This is a genomic window from Kitasatospora sp. UYEF31, from assembly GCF_057291755.1.
This window is the reverse complement of record NZ_JBXAWK010000007.1, coordinates 40,916-65,167: the sequence shown is the minus strand read 5'-3', so window position 1 is coordinate 65,167 and position 24,252 is coordinate 40,916. Positions and strand designations below refer to the sequence as shown.

Genomic DNA, 24,252 nt, shown 5'->3' with positions numbered 1-24,252 from the left:
GCGGGTACTCCCGGTACGCCGGGGCCTCCAGCGCAATATCCTCACCATGGGCGAGGGCGACGTGCACTCGACGAGCAGAACGGGTGGCGATGACCACGGACGAGGAACAGTACGACCGACTGTACGACCAGCTTCAGCACGAGGTCGCACTGTTCGCCCGCCGCGCCGAGCAGACCCGGCTGGCGGCGGTGGGGGAGCTGCGCAACTCCATGGACCGGGCGGCCTACCTGCTGCTCGGCCGCCTGGAGGCGGAAGGGCCCATGGGCGTCAAGGCCCTGGCGCAGTCGATGTCCATCGATTCGTCCACGGTGACCCGGCAGGTCACCCCGCTGGTGGACAACGGCTACGTGGACCGGATGCCCAATCCGGACGACGGCCGGGCGGTCCTGCTTGTGCTGTCCGAGATGGGGCAGTCCCGGCTCCACCAGGTGCGTCGGGCCCGGCGGAAGCTCATGGCCGAGATGACCGAAGAGTGGAACGACGTCGAACGTCAGCAGTTCACCGAGCTGCTGACCCGGTTCAACCGGTCCCTTGAGGTCCGGCACGCGCGGTCGGGTGAGCCGCTCACCCGCTGACTGCCGGAAGGCGCTGAGCGGCCTGCACCGTTCAGCGTCTTCCCGCCAGCAGGAATCCCTCCGCGTCCTCCGCCGGCCCGACCGGGCGCGCGGTGCCGCGCAGCCGTTGCTCGCGCAGTGCGAAGGTCAGCAGCCAGCCGAGCAGCATGACGGCTGCCGCGGCGAGGAACACCCAGCTCATCGCCCGGACGAATGAATGGATCACGAACGCCTGCTGGTCGGCGGGCAGTTCCTGGATGCGGGCGATGTTCGGCTGTCCGCCGGCCGCCACCGCCGGGTCCACGGTCCCTTCGGACAGATAGCCGCCGAGCCGGTCGCTGAGCAGCACGCCGAACACCGCGGTGCCGAACGAACCGCCCATCGAGCGGAAGAACGTCGTCGCGGACGTGGCCGCGCCGATGTCCCTGACGTGTACCGAGTTCTGCGTGGCGAGCACCACCACCTGCATGACCAGGCCGAGCCCGACGCCCAGGACGAGCAGGTAGCAGGCGGCGGTCCGCTCGGACGACGACTCGTCGAGCCGGGACAGCAGGAACAGTCCGAGGGCTCCGGTGAACATCCCGACGACCGGGAACACCTTGTAGCGGCCCGTCCGGCTGACCATGCGCCCGGAGACGACCGACGCGACGAGCAGCCCGGCCATCAGCGGGATCAGCCGCAGTCCCGCTTCGGTCGGCGTGGCTCCGTCGACCAGTTGCATGTACAGCGACACGTAGATGATCGAGCCGAACATCGCGACGCCTACGGCAAAGCTGATCGCGTTCGACACGGTGAAGATGCTGTTGCGGAACAGCCGCAGGGGCAGGATGGGTTCGCTCGCCTTGTGTTCGGCCAGGACGAAGAGCAGCAGGAGTACGGCGCCGCCGACGGCCAGGGCGATGATCTCCGGGGATCCCCAGGCGTACTTCTTCCCACCCCACTCGGTGGCGAGCAGGAGCCCGCACACCCCGGCCACGACCAGAACCGCCCCGGTGACGTCGATGCTGCGCTTGCGGCGCACCGTCTGGACCTTCAGCACGGCGGCGATGACGAGTACGGTCACCAGGCCGAGCGGCAGGTTGATCCAGAAGATCCAGCGCCACCCGGCCACGCCGGCCAGTGACGACCGGTCGGTGAACCAGCCGCCGAGCAGTGGCCCGGCCACCGACGAGAAGGCGAACACGCCGCCGAAGTAGCCCTGGTAGCGCCCGCGTTCGCGGGGGCTGACGATGTCGGCGACGATCGCGAAGGTCAGCACCATCAGCCCGCCGCCGCCCACGCCCTGGACCGCGCGGAAGGCGATGAGCTCGGTCATGGACCGGCTGAGCCCGCACAGCGCCGAACCGGTCAGGAACACGGCCAGCGCGAACAGGTAGACCGGTTTGCGGCCGTAGAGGTCGGAGATCTTCCCGTACAGCAGTGTCGTCGCGGTCGACGACAGCAGGTAGGCGGTCACGACCCACGACATCGTGGACAGGCCGCCCTCGGGGTCGAGGTCCTTGACGATCGTCCACAGTGCGGTGGACACGATCGTCTGGTCGAGTGAGGCGAGCAGCATGCCGAGCATCAACCCGCCGAACAGCAACCGGATCTGACTTTGCGTTAGCTGTTCCCTGTCGCTGGAGGTCTTGCGGCGCGCGGCGGTCGCTGTTGTCACTGACAGTCCCCTGGTCCCCCGGAAGCCCGGTATTTACTTGCGGACCGCAACCGTAGCAATGAGTGACTCTCCGACTACAAATCCGCATCGCCCGTACGGGTTAGCGCGGCAAGGGTGACGCGCCCGAATGTGACTCCTTGTCGACAAAAACACGCTGTTGCGGCTTCTGGAGCAGGTGGTGCCACACTCATTCCATGAGCACCTCGCCCGCCCCCTCCGTAACCCTCGAGGACATCCGGCGCGCCCGCGCGCTCCTGTCGGACATCGTCCGCACGACGCCGCTCAAAGACTTCCGGGCGCTGACCGAGCGCACCGGTGGCCCGGTGTTCGTCAAGTGCGAGAACCTCCAGCGCACCGGCTCCTTCAAGCTCCGCGGCGCGTACACCCGCATCGCGGGCCTCAGCACCGCCGACCGCGCCCGCGGCGTAGTCGCCGCCTCCGCCGGGAACCACGCGCAGGGCGTGGCCCTGGCCGCCCGGCTGCTCGGCGTCGAATCCACGGTCTTCATGCCCGTCGGCGCACCGCTGCCCAAGGTCGCCGCCACCCAGGGCTACGGCGCACAGGTGCGGCTGACCGGGCACACCGTCGACCAGGCGCTCATCGAAGCGCAGGAGTACGCCGACGCGACCGGCGCCGTGTTCATCCACCCGTTCGACCACCCGGACATCATCGCCGGGCAGGGCACCGTCGGCCTGGAGATCCTCGAACAGTGCCCGGAGGTCAGGACGATCCTCGTCGGCACCGGCGGCGGCGGACTGCTGGCGGGCATCGGCGTCGCGGTCAAGGCCCTGCGCCCAGACGTCCAGGTGATCGGCGTCCAGGCCGCCTCGGCCGCCGCCTACCCGCCCTCACTGGAGTCCGGCGACCTGGTGACCCTTTCGTCGGTGTCCACCATGGCCGACGGGATCGCCGTAGGCCGCCCCGGCCTGGTCCCGTTCAAACTGATCCACGCCCTGTGCGACGGAGTCCGGACGGTCAGCGAGGAATCGCTGTCCCAGGCCTTGCTGCTGTGCATGGAACGCGCGAAGCTGGTTGTCGAACCGGCCGGCGCGGCCTCCGTCGCCGCCCTGATCGAAGCTGCCCCAGGCACCTTCGAGGGCCCGGTGGTCGCAGTCCTCTCCGGCGGCAACGTGGACCCGCTCCTCATGCTCCGCGTGCTGCGCCACGGCCTCGCCTCGGCAGGTCGCTACCTGCGCCTGTACGTCCGCATCCCGGACCGCCCCGGCGCGCTCGCCACCCTGCTGACGGAGCTCGCGAACGCCGACGCCAACGTGGTCGACGTCGTCCACGGCCGCACGGACTCCCGGCTGCGGCTCGGCGAGGCCGAGGTCGAACTCCAGCTGGAGACAAAAGGCCCCGAGCACTGCCAGAACGTCGTGCAGTCCCTGGAGAAGGCCGGTTTCATAGTCACTGTGAGCTGACCCCGGTGTTCCCGTATGGCTCACAACCCGCTTAACCGGTCGCGGACCGGGTACTCAGCGGGGCATCGTCAGCCGGGTCGCAGAAAACGGGGCATACCTACGGGGAGTGAAACCCACTTATGGAAGACGCGATCGTCGCTGAGGCGCTGATCAAAACCTTCGGCAAGGTGACGGCGCTCGACGGCGTCGACATCAACGTGCCCACCGGGACCGTACTCGGGCTGCTCGGCCCCAACGGCGCCGGGAAGACCACCATCGTGCGGGTGCTGGCCACCCTGCTCCAGCCCGATTCGGGCAGCGCCCGGGTCGCCGGGATCGACGTGCTCACGAAGCCGCAGCAGGTCCGCCGCATGATCGGACTTTCCGGGCAGGCAGCCGCGGTCGACGAGTACCTGACGGGGCGTGAGAATCTGCGCATGATCGGCGAGTTGTACGGCCTGCGCACCAGTGACGCCAAGGCCCGGGCCGGTGAACTCCTCGCGGAGTTCCGGCTCGCCGACGCCGCCGACCGCACCGCCAGGACCTACTCCGGCGGCATGCGCCGCCGCCTCGACCTGGCCTCCACCCTCGTCGCCAGACCGCCGGTGCTGTTCCTCGACGAACCGACCACCGGGCTCGACCCGCGCAGCCGGCTCGACCTGTGGGACGTCATCGCCAAACTCGTGCAGGACGGCACCACGGTGCTGCTCACCACGCAGTACCTCGAAGAGGCCGACCGGCTCGCCGACACCATCGCGGTGGTCGACCACGGCAAGATCATCGCCCGGGGCAGCTCCGACCAGCTGAAGTCCCAGGTCGGCGGAGAGCGCATCGAAGTGGTCATCCGCGAAGGCGCGCGGCTCTCCGACGCGGTGGCGGCCCTGGCCTTCCACTGCGGCGACGGACAGCCGCAGGTCCAGGAGCACCTCCGCCGGATCACCGTCCCGGTGCACGGCGGCGCGCGGCTGCTCGCCGACGTCATCCGCGAACTCGACCAGCGGGGCGTGGAGATCGACGACATCGGGCTGCGCAGGCCCACCCTCGACGAGGTGTTCCTGTCACTGACCGGGCACCGCGCGGAAGACCTGGAAGACGCGCCGGCCGAGGAGGGGGAGCGATGACCACCACCACGCACACCGCGATGGAGACCCGGCCCGGCAACCCGGTCCGCGACACGACGGTCATGATCCGCCGCAACCTGCTGCGGATGATGCGCCAGCCGGACATGATCGTGTACGCGCTCATCCAGCCGATCATGTTCGTGCTGCTGTTCGCGTACGTCTTCGGCGGCGCGATCAAGATCCCCGGCGGGGCCCCGGCCTACCGCGAGTTCCTGATGGCCGGCATCTTCGCGCAGACGGTCTCCTTCGCCACCGCGTCAACGTCGATCGGCCTCGTCACCGACATGAGCAAGGGGGCCATCGACCGGTTCCGCTCGCTGCCCATGGCCCGGTCCGCGGTGCTCGCGGGCAGGACCATCGCCGACCTCGCCCAGACGGCCGTCGCGATGGTGGTGATGGGCCTGTGCGGCCTGATCGTCGGCTGGCGGATCCGGGAGGGCTTCCCCAAGGCCCTGCTGGCTGTACTCCTCCTGCTGTTGCTCGGCTACGCGTTCACTTGGATCGGCGCGTTCGTCGGCCTGTCGGTGAAGACCGTGGAAGCGGCCAGCTCGGCCGGGATCATCTGGCTCTTCCCGCTGTCGTTCCTGTCGAACGCCTTCGTGCAGTCCACTGACCTGCCCGGCGGGCTGAAGGTGGTGGCCGACTGGAATCCGATCAGTGCCACGGTCCAGGCCGTCCGGGAACTGTTCGGCAACCCGGTCGGGGAGACGAACCACTCCTGGCCGATGCAGCACTCAGTCCTGGTGTCACTGCTCTGGTCCCTGCTGATCATCGTGGTCTTCGCACCGCTCGCGGTGCGCAAATACCGCAACGTCACAAACTGAGCCGGGGATCAGCGGGCCATGACCTGCTGCCAGGGGCGCGTGCGGTAGCCACCGCGCACGACGAAGGCCCCTGTGCCGTCCGCAGTGGACGGCACCGGGGCCTTCGTGTGTCAGGTCAGACCGCGTACGGCTTGACCGAGGTGATCTTGACGGTCATCTTCTTACCGTTGGGCAGCTCATACGTGCCCGAGGAGCCGACCTTCTTGTTCAAGATGGCGTGGCCCAGCGGGGACTTGGGGGAGTACACCTCGATCGACGAGGCGGCGTCCTCCCGGGACCCGAGCAGGAAGGTCAGGCTGTCGTCCTCGTCGCCGGCGAACACGACGGTGACGACCATGCCCTGGGTGACGATGCCGTTGTCAGCGGGGGCCTCGCCCACCTGCGCGGTGTCGAGCAGGCCGACGAGCTGGCGGATGCGCAGCTCCATCTTGCCCTGCTCCTCCTTGGCCGCGTGATAGCCGGCGTTCTCCTTGAGGTCGCCCTCGGAGCGGGCTTCCTCGATCTTCACGGCGATCTCGGATCGGCCGCGGCCAGACAGGTCCGCCAGCTCAGCCTGGAGCCGTTCGTACGCCTCCTGGGTCAGCCAGGTGACGGTTTCGCTGGTCTGGGTCACGGGTGCTCCTTGGTGAATCGTGGCTGTAACAGGCACAGACTCGCAGATATGCCAATCGTCCTCTCACCGGAGTTACTGGGACGACCCGGCCTGTGAGAGGACGAAGGTGCGAGCGTAACAACGTCCGGCGGCTATCCGGGGTGTGAGCCGCCGGTCGGATGAAGTCGGGCCCGGCGCTCCGGAGAGCGTCGGTTCCCGGTCGCGGTCCACTGCTCACGCTGCTGCTCACACAGCGTGGCAGCCGTCGAGCTCCGCGGTGACCGCACGGGCGGTGGTCTGCAGGGTCTCCGTACGGACGATCTTGGACTGGCCGGGCGCGAAGCGGATCTCCTTGCGGCCGACCTCGGTGCCGTCGGTGCCGCGGGACCGCAGCACGCACACGACTTCCTGGCCGCTCTTCTTGTCCATCTCGACCCGGGCTTCCATCGTCCGGTCCGAGGTGATCTCGAAACGCGGAATACTCCCGCGTGCTTCCTGGTTCGTCTGGAACAAGCCGATCCAGACCGTTCCGGCGACCAGCAGCACAAAGAAGACGACAGCAGCGATACGCAGCGTCCGGTCCTTCCGGGCGTCCTCGGCCCCAGCCGTGTTGCCACGGCCGCCGTACCGCTCGTCGGCGAGGTGGATACCCGGCTCGGACGACTGGCTCACGGGTGCTCTCCTAGCTGCGGGGGGTGCGCCTGGTGCTTGCTTTAGTACGGGCGGGCTGCTTCGGCCACTATAGGTCGGGTGCCAAGCGCGCCCGCCCGGCACTCGGGAGAGCGTGAAGAATATGGGGAGCTACCGGTCCAGTGGGTGTTGTGATGAGTACTGACGAGCGTGGCGGACAGCTTCGGCTGATGGCGGTGCATGCGCACCCGGACGACGAGTCCAGCAAGGGTGCGGCTTCCATGCTCCGGTATGTCGCCGAAGGGGTCGACGTCCTGGTGGCGACCTGCACCGGCGGTGAGCGCGGTGACGTGCTCAACCCGAAGCTGCAGGACGACCCCGAGATCCTGGCGAACATCATCGAGGTGCGCCGCAAGGAGATGGACGAGGCGCGGCGCATCCTGGGCGTGAAGCAGGCCTGGCTGGGCTTCATGGACTCCGGGCTGCCCGAGGGCGATCCGCTGCCGCCGCTGCCGGACGGCTGTTTTGCCGTGCTGGACGTGGCCGAGGCCGCTGAGCCGTTGGTCCGGCTGATCCGCGAGTTCCGTCCGCACGTCATCACGACGTACGACGAGAACGGCGGCTACCCGCACCCGGACCACATCATGACCCACAAGATCACGATGGTCGCGTTCGACGCCGCCGGTGACCCGGACGCCTATCCGGAGTCCGGCGAGCCGTGGCAGCCGATGAAGCTCTACTACAACCAGGGCTTCAACCAGGGGCGGACGATCGCGCTCCACGAGGCGATGCTGTCCCGCGGCCTGGAGTCGCCGTACGGCGACTGGCTGGAGCGCTGGGAGAAGTCCGAGCACCCGCTCCGGGAGATCACCACCAGGGTGCCCTGCGGCGAGTACTTCCCGACCCGGGACGAGGCGCTGCTCGCGCACGCCACCCAGATCGACCCGGACGGCTTCTGGTTCCTGGTGCCGATGGATCTCCAGCAGGAGGCCTGGCCGACGGAGGACTTCGAGCTGGCCCGTTCACTGGTGGACACCGACCTGCCGGAGGACGACCTCTTCTCGGGGCTGAGGGCGCGCGTCGACGCCTGACGCAGTCACTCCGGGGGTACGGGGGTCGTCCCCCGGGCGGGAACAGTTCGGGGTTGGGGGCGCGCGTCGACGCCTGACGCAGTCACTCCGGGGGTACGGGGGTCGTCCCCCGGGCGGGAAGAGTTCGGGGTTGGGGGCGCGCGTCGACGCCTGACCCGGACGGCGGCACACCGCGTGTGCGTTTGTGAATCCGACCGTGTCATTCTGGAGACTCCAGCGGAGGCGGCTCCGCGGGTCTCAGGAGGAAAGACATGATGTCGGGCGCATTGGTGCAGCTTGCAGTCGAGGACAGCAAGGTCAGCCCCGGGCTCCTCGGGTTCTGCATGGTCGCGTTCCTCGGCGTCGCCCTGTGGCTTCTGATGAGCTCGATGCGGAAGCGGATGGGCAAGGTGGACTTCGTGGAGAAGGACACCAAGGCGCCGAAGGCCCCTGTTGTCAAAACAACAACTAAAGAGACGGCCGAAGCGACGGCCGAAGAGCTGGTGGAAGCGACGAAGGCGACGGATCAGCCCAAGGAGCACAACGGCTCCACGGCCTGAAGCACCCGGCACAGCTTGTGGGCGGGGTGGACCCTGCGAGGATGTCGCCTATGGCGCATCGACTCGCGGATTCCACCTCGCCCTATCTGTTGCAGCACGCGGACAACCCCGTCGACTGGTGGCCGTGGTGCGACGAAGCGTTCGCGGAAGCGGAGCGGCGCAACGTCCCGGTCTTCCTCAGCGTGGGCTACAGCGCGTGCCACTGGTGTCACGTGATGGCGCATGAGAGCTTCGAGGACGAGGCACTCGCCGCCTACCTCAACGAGCACTTCGTGGCGATCAAGGTGGACCGCGAGGAACGCCCGGACGTGGACGCCGTCTACATGGAGGCCACGGTCGCGATGACCGGCTCCGGCGGCTGGCCGATGACGGTGTTCTGCACCCCGGACGGTTCGCCGTTCTACTGCGGTACGTACTTCCCACCGACCTCGCGCGGCGGCTTGCCGTCCTTCCGGGAGCTCCTGGAGGCGGTCGCCCGCTCGTGGGCGGAGCGCCAGGGGGAGATCGAGGCGGCGGGGGCCCGGGTCGCCGGGCAGTTGAACGCCCCGCGCGACAGCCTCATCGGCGAGATTCCGCCGGCCGCCCCCGAACTGCACAACGCGCTGCTCGCGCTGGCCCGCGGCCATGACGACCTGCGCGGCGGGTTCGGCACCGCGCCGAAGTTCCCGCCGTCGATGGTCCTGGAGTTCCTGCTGCGGCACCATGCGCGCACGGGGTCCGAGGCGGCCTTGGAAATGACCGCGCGTACGTGTGAACACATGGCCCGTGGCGGCATCTACGACCAACTGGGCGGCGGGTTCGCGCGTTACAGCGTGGACGCCGACTGGATCGTCCCGCACTTCGAGAAGATGCTCAGCGACAACGCCCTGCTCCTGCGGGTCTACACCCACCTGTGGCGGTCCACCGGCGATGAGCTGGCCCGCCGGGTCGCGCTGGAGACCGCGGACTTCCTGCTGCGGGAACTCCGTACGCCCGAAGGCGGTTTTGCCTCCGCTCTCGACGCGGACAGTCTCGACTCGACCGGGCACAGCCACGAAGGTGCGTTCTACGCCTGGACGCCGGACGAACTGGCCGAGGTGCTCGGCCCGGTGGACGGCGCGTGGGCGGCGGGGGTGTTCAACGTCACCGACGAGGGCACCTTCGACTCTGTCCACAGCGGCCAGGGCCGCGGGGGGAAATCCGTACTCCAGCTCCTCGAAGACCCCAAGGACACTGAACGCTTCGCCGATGTGCGGCAACGCCTCTGTGCGGCCCGTGAGCTGCGTCCGCGCCCTGGTCGTGACGACAAGGTCGTCGCGGCGTGGAACGGCCTGGCGATCGCCGCGCTGGCCGAGGCGGGGGCGTTGTTCGAGCGCGACGACCTGGTGGACGCCGCGGTCGGGGCCGGTGACCTGCTGATCGCGCTGCACCTGGGCACGGACGAGCACGGAGACCGTCTCGTACGGACGTCCAAGGACGGCAGGCAGGGAACCAGCGCCGGGGTTCTGGAGGACTACGGTGACGTCGCCGAGGGGTTCCTGGCGCTGTACGCGGTGACGGGGGCCGACGACTGGCTGACCTTCGCGGGTGTGCTGCTCGACGTGGTGCTGTCCCACTTCGCCGACGAGCGCGGCGCGCTGTACGACACGGCGGACGACGCCGAGGAGTTGTTCCGCCGCCCGCAGGACCCGATGGACAACGCCTCCCCGTCCGGCTGGAACGCCGCCGCCGGGGCCCTGCTCACGTACGCGGCCTACACCGGCTCCACGGAGCACCGGGAGGCTGCGGGGAGGGCCCTGGGTATCGCCCGTACGGTCGGCCAGCAGGCACCCAGGGCGATGGGTTGGGGCTTGGCGGTGGCTGAGGCGTGGCACGAGGGCCCCGTGGAGATCGCGGTGGTCGGCCCGGCCGGTGACCCGGCGACGCGGGCACTGCGGCGTACGGCCCTGATGGCGACCTCGCCGGGCGTGGTGGTGGCGGTCAACGACACCGACGGTGACGAGCCGCGGGTGGCGCTGCTGAACGACCGGACCGTGCAGGACGGGAAGCCGGCGGCCTACGTCTGCCGGCACTTCACCTGCCGGGCCCCGGTGACGGACCCCGCGGAGTTGGCCGCCCAGGTCGGGTCCCGGGTGACGGAGTAGTGGTCCGCCTCGCGGGGCGACGAGTAGTCGCTCCGTAAGGCGACGGGCGAAGCGAGGAGCGCGGCTGGAGGCGGCAGCTTTTCGGGCGACGCAACCGGCCCCAGGGCGACGACCGGAGCGAAGCGACGGTCGGCGGCCCCGGGCCGTTTGCTTGGAGCCCGGGTCAGGAGCTGTAGACCACCAGCGACACCGCGATGTAGTGCGAGATGAACGCGGCGAGCGTGAACGCGTGGAAGACCTCGTGGAAGCCGAAGTACTTCGGGGACGGGTTAGGGCGCTTGAGGCCGTACACGACCGCGCCCAGGCTGTAGAGGATGCCGCCGGTGGCGATGAGGACCAGGACGGCGACGCCGCCCTTGTGCAGGAACTCCGGCAGGTAGAACACCGCGGCCCAGCCCAGGCCCAGGTAGATGGGCGTGTAGAGCCAGCGGGGCGCGCCGATCCAGAAGACCCGGAAGAGGATTCCGCCGATCGCGCCGGACCAGACCACCCAGAGCAGCGGAGAGTCCTCGTCCAGCATGAGCACCGCGAACGGCGTGTAGGTGCCCGCGATGATCAGGAAGATGTTGGCATGGTCGAGGCGGCGGAGGATCGCTTCGCCGCGCGGGCCCCAGTTTCCCCGGTGGTAGATGCCGGAGGTGCCGAAGAGCAGCGCCGCGCTGACCGCGAACACCACACTGGCGATCCGGGCCTTGCCGGACGGTGCCAGGCAGATCAGCACGATGCCGGCGGCCACTGCGAACGGGAAGGTCCCGGCGTGCAGCCAGCCACGGAGTTTGGGCTTCAGTGGCTGCAATGCAGCCAGAGGGGCATGCATGTCGATGCTCATAGTCCGACAGTGTACTTACGGAACCGTAAGTTACCGGCAAGTAAAAGGTGAAGAGCATCACCCGGGAATGCGCGTCAACCCGGAACGATACGGGAAACCTTGGGGCATCCGCCCGGGTTCGTGACGCGATATCAGGGTTCGGGGAATCCCGACGAAGACCACTAACAGGTGAGCGCGTTACACTCCGGGCAACCCTCAACCCCCGACGCCGGGGGCTCGCCGTCCCCGGCGCGAAATGGAGCGATCGTGGCGTACGAGGCTCTCGACCTGGACAAAGCCCCGACGAAACACCGACAGCTGATCGACTGGGTGGGTGAGGTCGCCGAACTCACCCAGCCTGACCGCATCGAGTGGTGCGACGGAACCGACGAGGAGTACAACCGCCTCGCCGAGCTGCTTGTGGACAAGGGCACCTTCAAGCGGCTCAACCAGGACAAGCGTCCGAACAGCTACTACGCGGCTTCCGACCCTCGGGACGTCGCACGTGTAGAGGACCGGACGTTCATCTGCTCGCAGAAGCAGGAGGACGCCGGCCCGACCAACAACTGGATGGCTCCTGCCGACATGCGGGCCAAGTTCAGTGGGATCTTCGCCGGCTCCATGAAGGGCCGCACCATGTACGTGGTGCCGTTCTGCATGGGCCCGCTGGGCTCACCGCTGTCCGCGTACGGCGTGGAGATCACCGACTCCGCGTACGTCGCGGTGTCGATGCGCACCATGACCCGCATGGGTCAAGCCGTACTGGACATCCTCGGCACCGACGGCGACTTCGTGAAGGCGGTGCACACCCTCGGTGCACCCCTGGCCGAAGGCGAATCCGACGTGCCGTGGCCGTGCAACACCGAGAAGTGGATCTCGCACTTCCCGGAGGACCGCGAGATCTGGTCCTTCGGCTCGGGCTACGGCGGCAACGCCCTCCTGGGCAAGAAGTGCTACGCCCTGCGCATCGCGTCGGTCATGGCACGCGACGAGGGCTGGCTCGCCGAGCACATGCTCATCCTCAAGCTCACCCCGCCGACCGGCGCCGAGCCCAAGTACGTCGCCGCGGCCTTCCCGTCGGCCTGCGGTAAGACGAACCTGGCCATGCTGGTGCCGACGGTGCCGGGGTGGAAGGTCGAGACGATCGGTGACGACATCGCCTGGATGCGCTTCGGCGCGGACGGGCGGCTGTACGCCATCAACCCGGAGGCCGGCTTCTTCGGTGTCGCTCCGGGCACCGGCGACGACACGAACGCCAACGCGATGAAGACCATGTGGGGAAACTCGGTCTTCACCAACGTGGCGCTCACCGACGACGGTGACGTGTGGTGGGAGGGCATGACCAAGACTCCGCCCGCCCACCTCATCGACTGGAAGGGCAACGACTGGACCCCGGAGTCCACGACCCCGGCGGCCCACCCGAACGCCCGTTTCACCGTGCCGGCGTCGCAGTGCCCGATCATCGCTCCCGAGTGGGAGGACCCGGCGGGAGTGCCGATCTCGGCCATCCTGTTCGGCGGTCGCCGCGCCACCGCGGTGCCGCTGGTCACCGAGTCCTTCGACTGGCAGCACGGCGTCTTCCTCGGGGCGAACGTCGCCTCCGAGAAGACGGCGGCTGCCGAGGGCACGGTCGGCGAGCTGCGCCGCGACCCGTTCGCCATGCTGCCGTTCTGCGGCTACAACATGGGCGACTACATGGCGCACTGGCTGAAGGTCGGCCAGGCGACGGACGCGGACAAGCTCCCGAAGATCTACTACGTGAACTGGTTCCGCAAGGACGCGGCCGGCAAGTTCGTGTGGCCGGGCTTCGGGGAGAACTCCCGGGTGCTCAAGTGGATCGTCGAGCGTCTGGAAGGCCTCGCCGACGGTGTCACCACGCCGATCGGCGTGCTCCCCACCCAGGAGGCCCTCGACCTCAAGGGCCTTGACCTCTCCGACGCCGACCTGGAGCTGCTGCTCACGGTCGACAAGGAGATCTGGAAGCAGGAGGCCGCACTGATCCCGGAGCACCTGGAGAAGTTCGGCACCCACACTCCGGAAGCCCTGTGGGACGAGTACCGCGCACTGGTCGCGCGTCTTGAGGCGTGACGTCTGACGCTTGATTATTGACCTTTGAGGCCCCGGCGGTGTCACACCGTCGGGGCCTCAGTGGGTTGAGACCAGCCAGGGCAGGTCAAGACCAGTCAGAAGAACGTACGGATGTACCCCACGGCGGTGCCGTCCCCGGCGACCTCCGGGATCAGCTGCCAGCGGTCGAACGTCGTACACGCGTGAGACACCCCCAGGCACACCAGATCGCCCACCCCGAGCTCCGCGCCGTCGACCAGCCGGACGAACGCGTGCTGGTCGGCCAGCGCCGTCACCGTCAGCCCGTCGGCCTTCCGGGCCGAGCCGCCGACCGTACGGACGGACAAGGGCACGGGCAGCCCCAGATCGCAGCCGACGTCCCGCTTGCCCGCGTTCAACAGGGCAAGGCCAGGCTCAGGCCGGGACAGCACCTGTGCCCACAGCCGCAGCGCCGGCCGCAGTCGCGCTTCACCCGTACGGCCCGATGGTGTGACGGTTTCGTAGAACCCGTCGTCATGGCCGATGTAGGCACCGCTGCGCAGCAGTTTCAAGACAGGCTGGTCCAGCTTCAGCTCACGGTCCAGGACCTCCGCGACGACGTCGAAGAACGAGCTGCCGCCCGCGCTGACAATGAATTCGTCGGTGTCGGGGACAAGCTCCCGGCCGATGAGTTCCGCGGTCCGGGCGAGGTCCCGGGTCCAGTCGCGTACGGCCGCCAGTGACTCGGGCCGGGCGTCGTGCACCAGCGCGCCCTCGTAACCGGCGACTCCGACGAGGTTCAGCGTCGGCATCTCCTCGACTACACAGGCCACTTCGAAGGCTGCGGCAGGAGTGCGGCATCCGGTCCGGCCGCCGGGGGAGCCCAGTTCGACCACCACGTCGACCGTGCCACGGAAGCGCGCAGCCGCCAGTCCGCTGTCCATCATGTTCGCCCCGGCGACCGAGTCGACGTAACAGACGAACCGGAAGTCCGGGTCGGCTGTCAGCTCCCGGGCGAGCCAGGCCAGCGCGGCCCGGTCGACGAGCTGATTGGCCAGAAAGACACGCCGCACGCCGAACGCCCGGTACACCCGCACATGGTGCGGTGTCGCGGCGGTGATGCCCCACGCGCCGTACGCCAGTTGCCGGGCGAACAGTTGCGGGGCCATCGTGGTCTTGCCGTGCGGCGCGAAGGCGAACCCGTGCCCGGCGGTCCAGTCGGCCATGGTCCGCAGGTTGTGTTCGAGCGCGTCCGAGTCAAGCGTCAGGACAGGAGTGCTGAAGCCGTCGTCGAACAGGTTGAGGCGGTCGGCGGTCAGCTCGCCGACCGTGCGGCCGTCGGCGGCAGGCGGCAGGCCCTTGAACCGGAAGTCCACCGGTTCGTCAGCCAGCGCGGCCAGCGCGGCCGATGTGGCTGGTTCCGGCGGTGGACCCGGCACAACAGGCACCGGATCACGCGGTGCTCGGCTACTGTCCGTGACATTTTTCGCTGTCATCTCTCGATCCCCAGGTCAATTGTGTGCCGATTCACCACTTCTTCACCAGATCCTGCCGATTCCGCGATTCCAGGAGGGGCGTAACCGGGAGTAGGGTTCTGGACGCGGTCGATCGCACGGCAGGAAGCTGCTGATCCCGCGGTCGGTGACCCCTACGACGGAGGAGCAGGTGAAGATGGGCCTGCGGGACCTCATTTACGGCGTGTATGAACGTCGCGTCGAAGCAAAGCTCGACCGGACAGCGATCCCCCGGCACGTCGGAGTCATCCTCGACGGCAACCGGCGCTGGGCCAAGGCCTACGGCGAACAGCCCGCCGAAGGGCACCGCAAGGGTGCCGACAAGATCCACGAGATGCTCGGCTGGTGCGAAGAGGTAGGCACCGAGCTGGTCACCCTGTGGCTGCTGTCCACGGACAACCTCAACCGCCCAGCCGATGAGCTCGCCGAGCTGATGGGCATCATCGAGAACGCCGTCCACGACCTGGCCGCGGCCCGCCGCTGGCGGGTCAACCCGGTGGGCGCCCTCGACCTCCTGCCCGCGCACACCGCGCAGGTGCTCAAGGAGGCCGCCGCATCCACGGCGGACATCGACGGCGTCATGGTCAACGTGGCGGTCGGCTACGGCGGCCGGCGGGAGATCGCCGACGCGGTCCGGTCGATGCTCCAGGAGCAGGCCGGCAAGGGCACCACCATCGAGGAACTGGCCGAAGCCCTCGACGTGGAGCACATCGCCGAACACCTCTACACCCGCGGTCAGCCCGATCCCGACCTGGTCATCCGTACATCCGGCGAACAGCGCCTGTCCGGCTTCCTGCTGTGGCAGAGCGCGCATTCGGAGTTCTACTTCTGCGAGGCCTTCTGGCCGGACTTCCGCAAGGTGGACTTCCTGCGCGCGCTGCGGAACTACGCGATCCGGAACCGCCGCTACGGCGTCTGAGGTTTTCCGGTCACGGGTTTCCTGGCCCAGGTTTTCTGACGCGTTGTCCGGTGTGGAGAGAAACACGGTCCGCAAGATCGAGCCGATTGTGTCGATTGCCCGACCGGAGGGCATAACCGTTGCGAGCCGACTCGGACACCAGCCCTGGCGACTCGCACCGCGGGTGACATCCCGTCATCCGCCCGGAACGCCCGCGCTGCCAGCAAGCCGCACCGGAAAAGGCGCACAAGCCCCGCCCGGAACAGCGGCCCCGGCAGCGGATTGGACAGGACCGGCCACCCGGCTCTGGGGCGTCACCGGAAAAACGGGACCGATCAGGGCGTCGGTGTGCGCGCCTTGAAAGAGGGGGCGACGCTCTCCGTGACCACGAACAACCGCCGTGCTCAGCAGCACCGCACTTACGTCCTGGACACCAGCGTGCTGCTGGCTGACCCGTCCGCCATCCTGCGGTTCGACGAGCACGAGGTGGTCCTGCCGGTGGTCGTGATCACCGAGCTGGAGGCCAAGCGGGACCACCCGGAACTCGGCTACTTCGCCCGGCACGCGCTGCGCATGCTCGACTCCCTGCGGGTCGAACACGGGCGCCTCGACCAGCCGGTGCCGATCGGCGAGGTGGGGGGAACCCTGCGGGTCGAGCTCAACCACAGTGACCCGGCGATCCTCCCGTCGGCCTTCCGGCTCGGCGACAACGACAGCCGCATCCTGACCGTGGCCCGCAACCTGCAGGCCGAGGGGCGCGACATCACCCTGGTGTCGAAGGACGTGCCGCTGCGCATCAAAGCCTCCGCGGTGGGCCTCAAAGCCGAGGAGTACCGCGCGGAGCTGGTGCACACGACCGGCTACACCGGTATGGCCGAGCTCCAGGTGGACGCCGACGAGATCGACGACCTGTTCGATAACGAGAAGGTCCGGATCACAGCGGCGGCTGAGCTGCCCTGCCACACCGGGCTGACGCTGATCTCCGAGCGCGGCAAGGCCCTGGGGCGGGTCATGCCGGACAAGCAGGTCAAGCTGGTGCGCGGCGACCGGGAGGCGTTCGGGCTGCGGGGCCGCAGTGCCGAGCAGCGGATCGCCCTGGACCTGCTCCTCGACCCGGAGATCGGCATTGTGTCGATGGGTGGCCGGGCCGGCACCGGCAAGTCCGCGCTGGCGCTGTGCGCGGGCCTGGAGGCGGTCCTGGAACGCAACCAGCACCGCAAGGTGATGGTGTTCCGTCCGCTGTACGCCGTCGGCGGCCAGGAACTGGGCTTCCTGCCCGGTAGCGAGGGCGAGAAGATGAGCCCGTGGGCGCAGGCGGTGTTCGACACGCTGTCCGCGCTGACGACCAAGGAGGTCATCGACGAGATCATCGCCCGGGGCATGCTCGAGGTGCTGCCGCTGACGCACATCCGCGGCCGGTCGCTGCATGACGCGTTCGTGATCGTGGACGAGGCGCAGTCACTGGAGCGCAACGTGCTCCTGACGGTGCTGTCCCGGATCGGCAGCAACTCCCGGGTGGTGCTGACCCACGATGTGGCGCAGCGGGACAACCTGCGGGTGGGGCGGCACGACGGTGTTGTGGCGGTGGTGGAGAAGCTCAAGGGCCACCCGCTGTTCGCGCACGTGACGCTGACCCGGTCGGAGCGCTCCCCGATCGCCGCGCTGGTGACCGAGATGCTGGAGGACCTGCCGGGCTGACGCTTTTGCCCCGCGGATTCACCCGCAAGGGACTACGGACCTGTCCGCCCGGTCGTTCGGGCGGTCAGGTCCGTTCGTTCTGCTCCAGGTGCACGCGGGCCGGAGGTCCGGTAGAAGCAGGTGTTCCAGCTCACATTCCGCTGGTCGAATGACTGTGCGGAATGGGGGCTTAAGTCCCGGTTCACCGTACGCCCGAATGTTCTGAGGTTTTCCGTGTTTGTTCTGCTCCGGGGGCGCGACCTGCGAAAACGGTAAACAGTAATGCGCACCACAGGGTCCCGTCCGACGGATGAGGACTTTGCCGACGGGAGCCCTGATGTGATTTAGGCCACACCTGTAGGGATTTGCTAAGCGGTTTGCGCTGAGGCAGGCTTCAGGGCTTGTAAGACCCCGCGTACGGCAACGTATGTAACCCGGACGGATGTACGGAACCTCGTACATAACGGACGTGGCGACGTGCGGCCCGGTTCCCCGGGCACCCGCTCGGATCATCGTGACTGTTTCCATGCACGCGGATCCGGCCGGCGCCCGTACGCCGCCCGAACTACTTCCCGAACCGGGAGGCCCCGGGCCGAAGTGGTTCATCGATGACTGATGGGCGGCTGGAGACCGGGGTACAGCCTCGTCGGACGCCCTTGATAAGGCGGACGGTGAAGTCGGAAGGAACATGTGTGAGCCGGGTTTCAGTCAGAGGCATTGCTGTCGCATCCGCGACTGCCGTCACCGCCGTCGGCGCTGTCGTAGGTATCAGCGGCGCGGGCGTTTCGGCGGCCGAGCCGGACACGATCGACACGGCGAGCACATCCGCCGCCTCCACCTCAACCCTGCTGCTCGCGGCCCCGGCCAAGGCGCAGGCCGAGACGCTGACCCAGGGCATCACGCAGCAGGCCGACGCGCAGAAGGCCTCCTTCGACGAGGCGCAGCGCGTCGCGGCCGAAGAGGCCGCGAAGCTCAAGGCCCAGCAGGAGGCCGACGCCAAGGCGAAGGCTGAGGCCGACGCCAAGACGAAAACTGAAGCCGACGCCAAGGCCAAGACGAAGGCTGAAGCCGACGCCAAGGCCAAGGCTGAGAAGGCCGAGAAGGACGCCAACGAGGAGCGGGCCAGCCGCAGCAACGAGCGGCTTGAGCTCACCACGGGCGACCCCAAGGCCATCGCCAAGTCGATGATGAACGCCACGCAGTTCCAGTGCTTCTCCAACATCGTGGAGCGCGAGAGCGGCTGGAACCCCAGGGCCACGAACAAGTCCTCCGGGGCCTACGGCCTCGTCCAGGCACTGCCTGCCAGCAAGATGGCCACGGCGGGCGCTGACTGGCGCACGAACCCGGCCACGCAGATCAAGTGGGGCCTGGACTACATGAACGAGCGCTACGACAGTCCCTGTGGCGCGTGGTCGTTCTGGCAGTCGCACCACTGGTACTGAGCCGTACCTGATTGAACTCTGACGCGCTGCGACCCCGCCCCTCCGTTCCGGAGGTGCGGGGTCGCAGTCGTTATTCGCCTGATCGGCGAGCAGGAGGCCGTTCCGGTTGTCATCGACGGATTCCCCTATCTCGTCTCCACGGCGCCTGCGCTGCCTTCCTACCTTCAGCAGGCGCTGAGCCCCCTCTGGTTCGCCAAGGAGAAGACGTGTACCCGCCTGATCCTGTGCGGCAGCGCGCTGACCACCATGGCCCAGCTTCCGGGAGGGGACGCCCCGCTGCGTGGCCGGGCCGTCCTTGAGCTGGTGGTCCGTCCGTTCAAATTCCGTGACGCGGCGGCCCGGGGTGATGTGGAGTTGGTGGACCTTGAGCGGATGTACCAGGACGCATAAGTGATGCGACCGCTATCCCGTACGGCAGGAAAGCGGTCGCATCAGATATCTACGAAGACTTGTCAGATCCGCTCGATGATCGTGCCGGACGCGTTCGCGCCGCCCGCGCACATGGTCACCAGGGCGAACTGCTTGTCCTGGCGCTCCAGCTCGTGCAGCGCGGTGGTGAGCAGCCGGGCGCCGGTGGAGCCCACCGGGTGGCCCAGGGCGATCGCGCCGCCGTTGACGTTGACCTTGTCCATGTCGGCCTTCTGGACCTGCGCCCAGGACAGCACGACCGAGGCGAAGGCCTCGTTGATCTCGACCAGGTCCATGTCGGCAAGTGACATGCCTGAGCGCTTCAGCAGCCGCTCGGTGGCGTCGTTGGGCCCGTCCAGGTGCAGGTAGGGGTCTGAACCGACGAGGCACTGGCTCACGATCCGGGCGCGGGGGGTCAGGCCGAGCTCGCGGGCCCGGTCCTCGTCCATGAGCAGGACCGCGGCGGCGCCGTCGGAGATCTGCGAGGAGTTCCCCGCGGTGTGGATGCCCTGCGGGTGTACGGGCTTGAGCCTGGCCAGGGACTCCAGCGTGGTGTCCCGCAGGCCTTGGTCCACGGTGACCGTCCGGGTCTCGCCGGTGGGCTGCCCTTCGGCGTCGAGCACGGGGGCTTCGATCGCGGCGATCTGCGAGTCGAAGCGGCCCTCCGCCCAGGCGCGCTTGGCGTTGGCCTGGGAGCGGACGCCCAGCGCGTCCACGTCGGCGCGGGTGATGCCGCGCAGCTGGGCGATCCGCTCGGCGGCGGTGAACTGGTCGGGGAGGTCGATCGCCCAGTCGGCGGGCTTGGACTTCTGGCCGGGTTTGGCCGTGTGGCCCAGCGGGTTGCGGCTCATCGATTCGATGCCGCACGCGACGCCCGCGTCGATGGCGCCGGTGGCGATCAGTCCGGCGATCAGGTGGACGGACTGCTGGGCCGAGCCGCACTGGCAGTCGATGGTGGTGCCGCCGGTGCGGTGCGGGAGCCCGGCGTACAGCCAGGAGTGCCGGACGATGTCGCCGGACTGCTCGCCGGCCTGGGTCACACAGCCGCCGATGGCCTGGTCGATGAGGTCCGGGTCGATTCCGGACCGGTCGACGACGGCGCGCTGTACCTGGGAGAGGAGCTGGACCGGGTGCAGTCCGGCGAGTACGCCGTTGCGCTTGCCGATGGGGGAGCGGACGGCTTCTACGAGTACGGGGTTGCCCATGGGCGGGTGCTCCAGCCTGCCCGGCAGCGAGCCGGGCGGTTAACTTGCCTGTGTCAAGGATATAGTCGCTTCACGGTAAGCCAGGCGGGCCCGGTGGGCAATGTCCGACCCGGCGTGAATGCCCGTCAGTCCCGTTTTGGCTTTCGGTATCGAGCGGGTTGGTCCAGATCTGCGCACCCGATAATCTGACGACGTGATCAGCGACGGAGCCGGTGCGGAACGTGACTTAGATCGCTCGCTCGACCGGCGCGAGTTGATCCTGAGACAGGCCGGGGCGCTGTTCGCCAGACATGGGTACAGCGGCACGACGGTCCGGCAGATCGCCGACGCCGCCGAACTACTGTCCGGCAGTCTCTACCACCACTTCCCCTCCAAGGAATCGATCCTGCTCCAGATCGTGGAGGACTTCTTCAGCGAAGTGACCACCCGTCACCAAGCCGAACTGGCCGCCCGGCGCGAACCGGTCACCGCCCTGTGCGGACTGGTCCGCGGCACCCTGGAAGTCATCGGGCGCAACCCGGACGCGGCGATCGTGGTCGTCGGCGAATCCCGCCGGCTGCGCGACACCGCGTACTACAGCCGGCTCGCCGACCACACCCGCAGCGCCGCTTCCTTATGGGCCGGGGTCCTCCAGGACGGCGTCGACCGGGGGCGGCTGCGCCGCGACCTGAACCCGGCCGTGCTGTGCCAGCTGCTCCAGACCACCGTGTGGGGCATGGCGCACTGGTACCGCACGGACGGTCCCTACGGGCCCGCTGAGGCGGCCCACGCCGTCGTGGGCCTGTTCGTCGACGGCCTGACCCGCCCGGACCGGCACCTCCGCGGTGACATCGGCGCGCTGCTCGGCCCGGCCCGCCACGCCCGGCCCGGCGACACGGTGCTCGCCGCGGGCGTCAACGTTGTGCCAGGGGAGGTCCGGAGCCTCGCCGCCGGGCACGGCGTCGACGCCCGCGACCGGATCAAGGCCGCCGCCGGACTGCTGTTCGCCAAACAGGGCTACTCGGCCACCACGGTCCGGCAGATCGCCGACGCCGCCCAGGTGCCGCCCGGCAGCCTCAACCACCACATCGGCTCCAAGGAGCGACTGCTCACCGACCTTCTCGGCGGCTTCCTCGACGATCTGACCGTCGAGTTCGACCGGGAGTTGAGCGCCACGAAAGCCCCTGTCGACCAGGTGCGCGGCCTCATCGGCTGCACCGCCGCGGCCCTGGCCGACCGGGGCATGTCCACCGTGCTCCTGGTCAACGAGCTGTCCCGGCAGGAACTCGCGGGCCGGCGGCGGGCCCTGGCCGACCGCTGGACCCAGACCCTGCGCGAAGGCGTCCGGGCCGGCGTGTTCCCGGCCGGCCTCGACCCGCTGTTCACCCACCGGGTCATCCGTACGGCCGTCACCGTCGGCGGCGCCACCTTCCGGGCGTACGGCGTACCCGACGTCGGGGCACTGTACGTGGAAGTGCTGCTCGGCGGCCTCGGGGCCAGGTGCTGACGGCCGTGCGGCAGGTAGGGCCTGCCCTACCTGCGAAGTGGCCTGTGGCCCATGCCGGGCGACCCCGCCGGAGACCTAGGGTTTCCCCATGACCACACCAGAGGACACCGCAGCCCCAGAAGCCGTCCCCGGCGCCGGTCCCGACAGCGGCCAACCGTCCGCAGGGGCGCTCCGCCAAGCCCTCCTCCGCCGCGATTTCCTCCGTACCGCCTGGCCCTGGCGGTCCTTCGTCTACCTGCTCAGCGGAGTCGTCGCCGGCCTGTCCGTACTGCTCATCCTGTTCGTCAGCCTGGTCGTCTCCGTCATCCTCGCGTTCCTGCTCATCGGACTGCCGCTCGTCGCTGCCCACATCTTCTGCGGTATCCCGATCGGCTCCTTCGAACGCCGCCGCCTGCGACTCGTCGACGACGACCCCATCCCCAACCCGCACCGGCCCGTCGCCGACCGCGGGATCTGGGCGTGGTCCAAGGCACGCTTCCACGAAGCCGCCACCTGGCGGGAGCTGGGCTACGCCGCCCTGTTCACCTGCGGCCTGTGGATCGCCGACCTCTTTGTGATCGGACTCACCGTGACTCTGCCGGTGATGATGATCGCCGCACCGGCCCTCCTCGCCGGAGCCAGTGACGGCGCGGTGGATGTCCTGATCAACGTAACGACCTACTCCCAGGCCTGGACCGTGTCCGTGCTCGGCCTCCTCGCACTGCCCGTCGGCGTGTACGCGATGACCGCCTACACCGTCGCCCGGACCGCCCTCACCCGGCTCATCCTCGCCCCGGGGGCCGACGAACTGGGCGAACGCGTCCAGGAGTTGAACCGCTCCCGGGCCCGCATCGTCGACTCCATCCAGGTCGAACGCCGCCGCATCGAACGCGACCTGCACGACGGCGCGCAACAGCGCCTGGTCTCCCTCAGCATGTCCCTCGGCCTGGCCCGCCTCGACGCCGCCGAGACGCCCCTCGCTCCGGCCCTCGCCCAGGCCCACGGGGAGGCCAAAGCCGCGCTCCAGGACCTCCGCGACCTGATCCAGGGCATCCACCCGCAGGTCCTCACCGACCGCGGCCTCCCGGACGCCCTCGCGGACCTCGCGGACCGCTCACCGATCCCCGTGGACGTGCACCTCGACCTGCCCGGTCGGCTGCCCGAACACATCGAGACCGCCGCCTACTTCGCGATCTGCGAAGCGTTGGCGAACATCGCCCGGCACAGTGGAGCGGACCGGGCCGGCATCAGCGGATCCGTACACGACGGAAAGCTTCTTCTTGCGGTGACCGACAACGGTGTCGGCGGCGCGGACATCAACGCGGGGACGGGAATCGCCGGACTGGCCGACCGGTTGGCCGCCGTGGATGGCAAACTGTCCCTGTCCAGCCCGGTCGGCGGGCCCACACTGCTGCGCCTGGAGATCCCTTGTCCACGAACACCGGCGGCTACGTTCCGCTCCCGGACGGGACGCGGGTTCCCGCGCGGCGGGAAGAAACCGCTGAAATCCTGACGCCTGAACCGAAGTCGGACAAAAGTCCGGGCCTGCGGGTGGCCCTCGCCGAGGACTCCGTCCTCCTGCGTGAGGGCCTTGTCAGCCTGCTCGCCCGGTTCGGCCACGATGTGGTCGCCGCCGTCGGTGACGCCCCGTCACTCATGGTCGCCGTGGAAGATCTCCAGCCGGACATCGTCGTCACCGACGTGCGCATGCCCCCCGGCTTCACCGACGAAGGCCTGCGCGCCGCCGTGGAGTTGCGCAAACAGTGGCCCGCGCTGCCGATCCTCGTGCTCAGCCAGTACATCCAGCGGGCCTACGCCGCCGACCTCCTGGACTCAGGGGACGGAACGGGCGTCGGCTACCTGCTGAAGGAACGGGTCGGCGACGTCGAGGAGTTCGTCGACGCCCTGGGCCGGGTCGCGGCGGGCGGCACGGTCATCGACCCCGAGGTCGTACGCCAGCTCCTGCGCCGCCGGCGCGACCCCCTTGAGCGCATCAGCCCCCGGGAGCGCGAGGTCCTCGGGCTGATCGCCGAAGGGCACTCCAACGCAGCCATCGCCCGGCTGCTGACGATCAGTGACGCCGCGGTCGGTAAGCACATCGGCAACATCTTCTCGAAGCTCGACCTGCCGCCGGCGGACGACACCCACCGACGGGTGCTCGCGGTCCTCGCCTATCTGCGGGACTGACGCGGTTTTCATCGCCGGAAAAGAAAAAAGCCTTTCGCGTACGGAATTCCGTACGCGAAAGGCTTTTTTGT

21 protein-coding genes are annotated in these 24,252 nt (G+C 68.7%); 15 read left to right on the top strand and 6 right to left on the bottom strand.

The genetic code is table 11. From position 1 onward, the window contains the following. Positions 1 to 89: 89 nt before the first annotated feature. On the top strand, positions 90 to 575 hold the full coding sequence (locus AC0Z36_RS05415) for a MarR family winged helix-turn-helix transcriptional regulator (protein WP_485461601.1): 486 nt from the start codon (positions 90 to 92) through the stop codon (positions 573 to 575). 31 nt (positions 576 to 606) lie between these two features. Here AC0Z36_RS05415 and AC0Z36_RS05410 read toward each other — a convergent pair whose 3' ends face one another. After that, the gene (locus AC0Z36_RS05410) at positions 607 to 2,211 is read right to left on the bottom strand and encodes an MDR family MFS transporter (protein WP_485461522.1); all 1,605 of its coding nucleotides are present in this window, start codon (positions 2,209 to 2,211) and stop codon (positions 607 to 609) included. Between the two features lie 194 nt (positions 2,212 to 2,405). Between AC0Z36_RS05410 and ilvA the strand changes: the two genes are divergently transcribed. The 3 genes from ilvA to AC0Z36_RS05395 all read left to right on the top strand — a co-directional run bounded on the left by ilvA (position 2,406) and on the right by AC0Z36_RS05395 (position 5,556). Continuing rightward, on the top strand, positions 2,406 to 3,632 hold the full coding sequence (gene ilvA / locus AC0Z36_RS05405) for a threonine ammonia-lyase (protein ID WP_485461521.1): 1,227 nt from the start codon (positions 2,406 to 2,408) through the stop codon (positions 3,630 to 3,632). Positions 3,633 to 3,751: 119 nt separating this feature from the next. Next, positions 3,752 to 4,732, top strand: coding sequence for an ATP-binding cassette domain-containing protein (locus AC0Z36_RS05400; protein ID WP_485461520.1), 981 nt, complete (start codon positions 3,752 to 3,754; stop codon positions 4,730 to 4,732). Further along, a complete protein-coding gene (locus AC0Z36_RS05395; RefSeq protein WP_485461519.1) occupies positions 4,729 to 5,556 on the top strand; it encodes an ABC transporter permease in 828 nt (275 codons plus the stop codon). Before AC0Z36_RS05400 ends, AC0Z36_RS05395 begins: the two co-directional genes overlap by 4 nt. 115 nt (positions 5,557 to 5,671) lie before the next feature. Here AC0Z36_RS05395 and greA read toward each other — a convergent pair whose 3' ends face one another. Both greA and AC0Z36_RS05385 read right to left on the bottom strand, forming a co-directional pair. After that, complete coding sequence (gene greA / locus AC0Z36_RS05390; RefSeq protein ID WP_485461518.1) at positions 5,672 to 6,169, bottom strand: transcription elongation factor GreA; 498 nt, start codon at positions 6,167 to 6,169, stop codon at positions 5,672 to 5,674. Between the two features lie 225 nt (positions 6,170 to 6,394). Then, positions 6,395 to 6,820 (bottom strand): DUF4307 domain-containing protein, encoded by a 426-nt coding sequence (locus tag AC0Z36_RS05385; protein ID WP_485461517.1) that lies wholly within the window; start codon positions 6,818 to 6,820, stop codon positions 6,395 to 6,397. 152 nt (positions 6,821 to 6,972) lie between these two features. On the opposite strand from AC0Z36_RS05385, the gene mca reads away from it, so the two are divergent. From mca to AC0Z36_RS05370, 3 genes are all read left to right on the top strand, one after another. Then, on the top strand, positions 6,973 to 7,869 hold the full coding sequence (gene mca, locus AC0Z36_RS05380) for a mycothiol conjugate amidase Mca (protein WP_485461516.1): 897 nt from the start codon (positions 6,973 to 6,975) through the stop codon (positions 7,867 to 7,869). Positions 7,870 to 8,120: 251 nt separating this feature from the next. Next, positions 8,121 to 8,408, top strand: coding sequence for a hypothetical protein (locus tag AC0Z36_RS05375; RefSeq protein WP_485461515.1), 288 nt, complete (start codon positions 8,121 to 8,123; stop codon positions 8,406 to 8,408). A gap of 50 nt (positions 8,409 to 8,458) precedes the next feature. Then, positions 8,459 to 10,531, top strand: a complete 2,073-nt coding sequence (locus tag AC0Z36_RS05370) for a thioredoxin domain-containing protein (protein ID WP_485461514.1) — start codon at positions 8,459 to 8,461, stop codon at positions 10,529 to 10,531. 163 nt (positions 10,532 to 10,694) lie between these two features. On the opposite strand, the gene trhA is transcribed toward AC0Z36_RS05370, so the two are convergent. Further along, complete coding sequence (gene trhA, locus AC0Z36_RS05365; protein WP_485461513.1) at positions 10,695 to 11,360, bottom strand: PAQR family membrane homeostasis protein TrhA; 666 nt, start codon at positions 11,358 to 11,360, stop codon at positions 10,695 to 10,697. Between the two features lie 246 nt (positions 11,361 to 11,606). On the opposite strand from trhA, the gene AC0Z36_RS05360 reads away from it, so the two are divergent. Continuing rightward, complete coding sequence (locus AC0Z36_RS05360; protein WP_485461512.1) at positions 11,607 to 13,427, top strand: phosphoenolpyruvate carboxykinase (GTP); 1,821 nt, start codon at positions 11,607 to 11,609, stop codon at positions 13,425 to 13,427. A gap of 95 nt (positions 13,428 to 13,522) precedes the next feature. On the opposite strand, the gene AC0Z36_RS05355 is transcribed toward AC0Z36_RS05360, so the two are convergent. After that, complete coding sequence (locus AC0Z36_RS05355) at positions 13,523 to 14,824, bottom strand: amino acid deaminase (RefSeq protein ID WP_485461511.1); 1,302 nt, start codon at positions 14,822 to 14,824, stop codon at positions 13,523 to 13,525. Positions 14,825 to 15,056: 232 nt separating this feature from the next. On the opposite strand from AC0Z36_RS05355, the gene AC0Z36_RS05350 reads away from it, so the two are divergent. The 4 genes from AC0Z36_RS05350 (at position 15,057) to AC0Z36_RS05335 (ending at position 19,306) form a co-directional block, all read left to right on the top strand. Then, entirely contained in the window at positions 15,057 to 15,818 is a 762-nt protein-coding gene (locus AC0Z36_RS05350; protein ID WP_485461600.1) for an isoprenyl transferase, read from the top strand. Positions 15,819 to 16,178: 360 nt separating this feature from the next. Beyond that, on the top strand, positions 16,179 to 17,495 hold the full coding sequence (phoH2, locus tag AC0Z36_RS05345; RefSeq protein WP_485461510.1) for an RNA 5'-3' helicase PhoH2: 1,317 nt from the start codon (positions 16,179 to 16,181) through the stop codon (positions 17,493 to 17,495). A gap of 671 nt (positions 17,496 to 18,166) precedes the next feature. Then, positions 18,167 to 18,916: an aggregation-promoting factor C-terminal-like domain-containing protein gene (locus tag AC0Z36_RS05340; protein WP_485461509.1), complete on the top strand. Its 750-nt coding sequence runs from the start codon at positions 18,167 to 18,169 to the stop codon at positions 18,914 to 18,916. A 246-nt stretch (positions 18,917 to 19,162) separates the two neighbouring features. Then, positions 19,163 to 19,306 (top strand): hypothetical protein, encoded by a 144-nt coding sequence (locus AC0Z36_RS05335; RefSeq protein WP_485461508.1) that lies wholly within the window; start codon positions 19,163 to 19,165, stop codon positions 19,304 to 19,306. Between the two features lie 62 nt (positions 19,307 to 19,368). On the opposite strand, the gene AC0Z36_RS05330 is transcribed toward AC0Z36_RS05335, so the two are convergent. Then, on the bottom strand, positions 19,369 to 20,529 hold the full coding sequence (locus tag AC0Z36_RS05330; RefSeq protein ID WP_485461507.1) for a steroid 3-ketoacyl-CoA thiolase: 1,161 nt from the start codon (positions 20,527 to 20,529) through the stop codon (positions 19,369 to 19,371). Between the two features lie 193 nt (positions 20,530 to 20,722). On the opposite strand from AC0Z36_RS05330, the gene AC0Z36_RS05325 reads away from it, so the two are divergent. From AC0Z36_RS05325 to AC0Z36_RS05315, 3 genes are all read left to right on the top strand, one after another. Next, positions 20,723 to 22,015, top strand: a complete 1,293-nt coding sequence (locus AC0Z36_RS05325) for a TetR/AcrR family transcriptional regulator (RefSeq protein WP_485461506.1) — start codon at positions 20,723 to 20,725, stop codon at positions 22,013 to 22,015. A gap of 88 nt (positions 22,016 to 22,103) precedes the next feature. Continuing rightward, complete coding sequence (locus tag AC0Z36_RS05320) at positions 22,104 to 23,507, top strand: sensor histidine kinase (RefSeq protein ID WP_485461505.1); 1,404 nt, start codon at positions 22,104 to 22,106, stop codon at positions 23,505 to 23,507. Positions 23,508 to 23,539: 32 nt separating this feature from the next. Continuing rightward, positions 23,540 to 24,181: a response regulator gene (locus AC0Z36_RS05315; protein ID WP_485461599.1), complete on the top strand. Its 642-nt coding sequence runs from the start codon at positions 23,540 to 23,542 to the stop codon at positions 24,179 to 24,181. Positions 24,182 to 24,252: the final 71 nt, after the last annotated feature.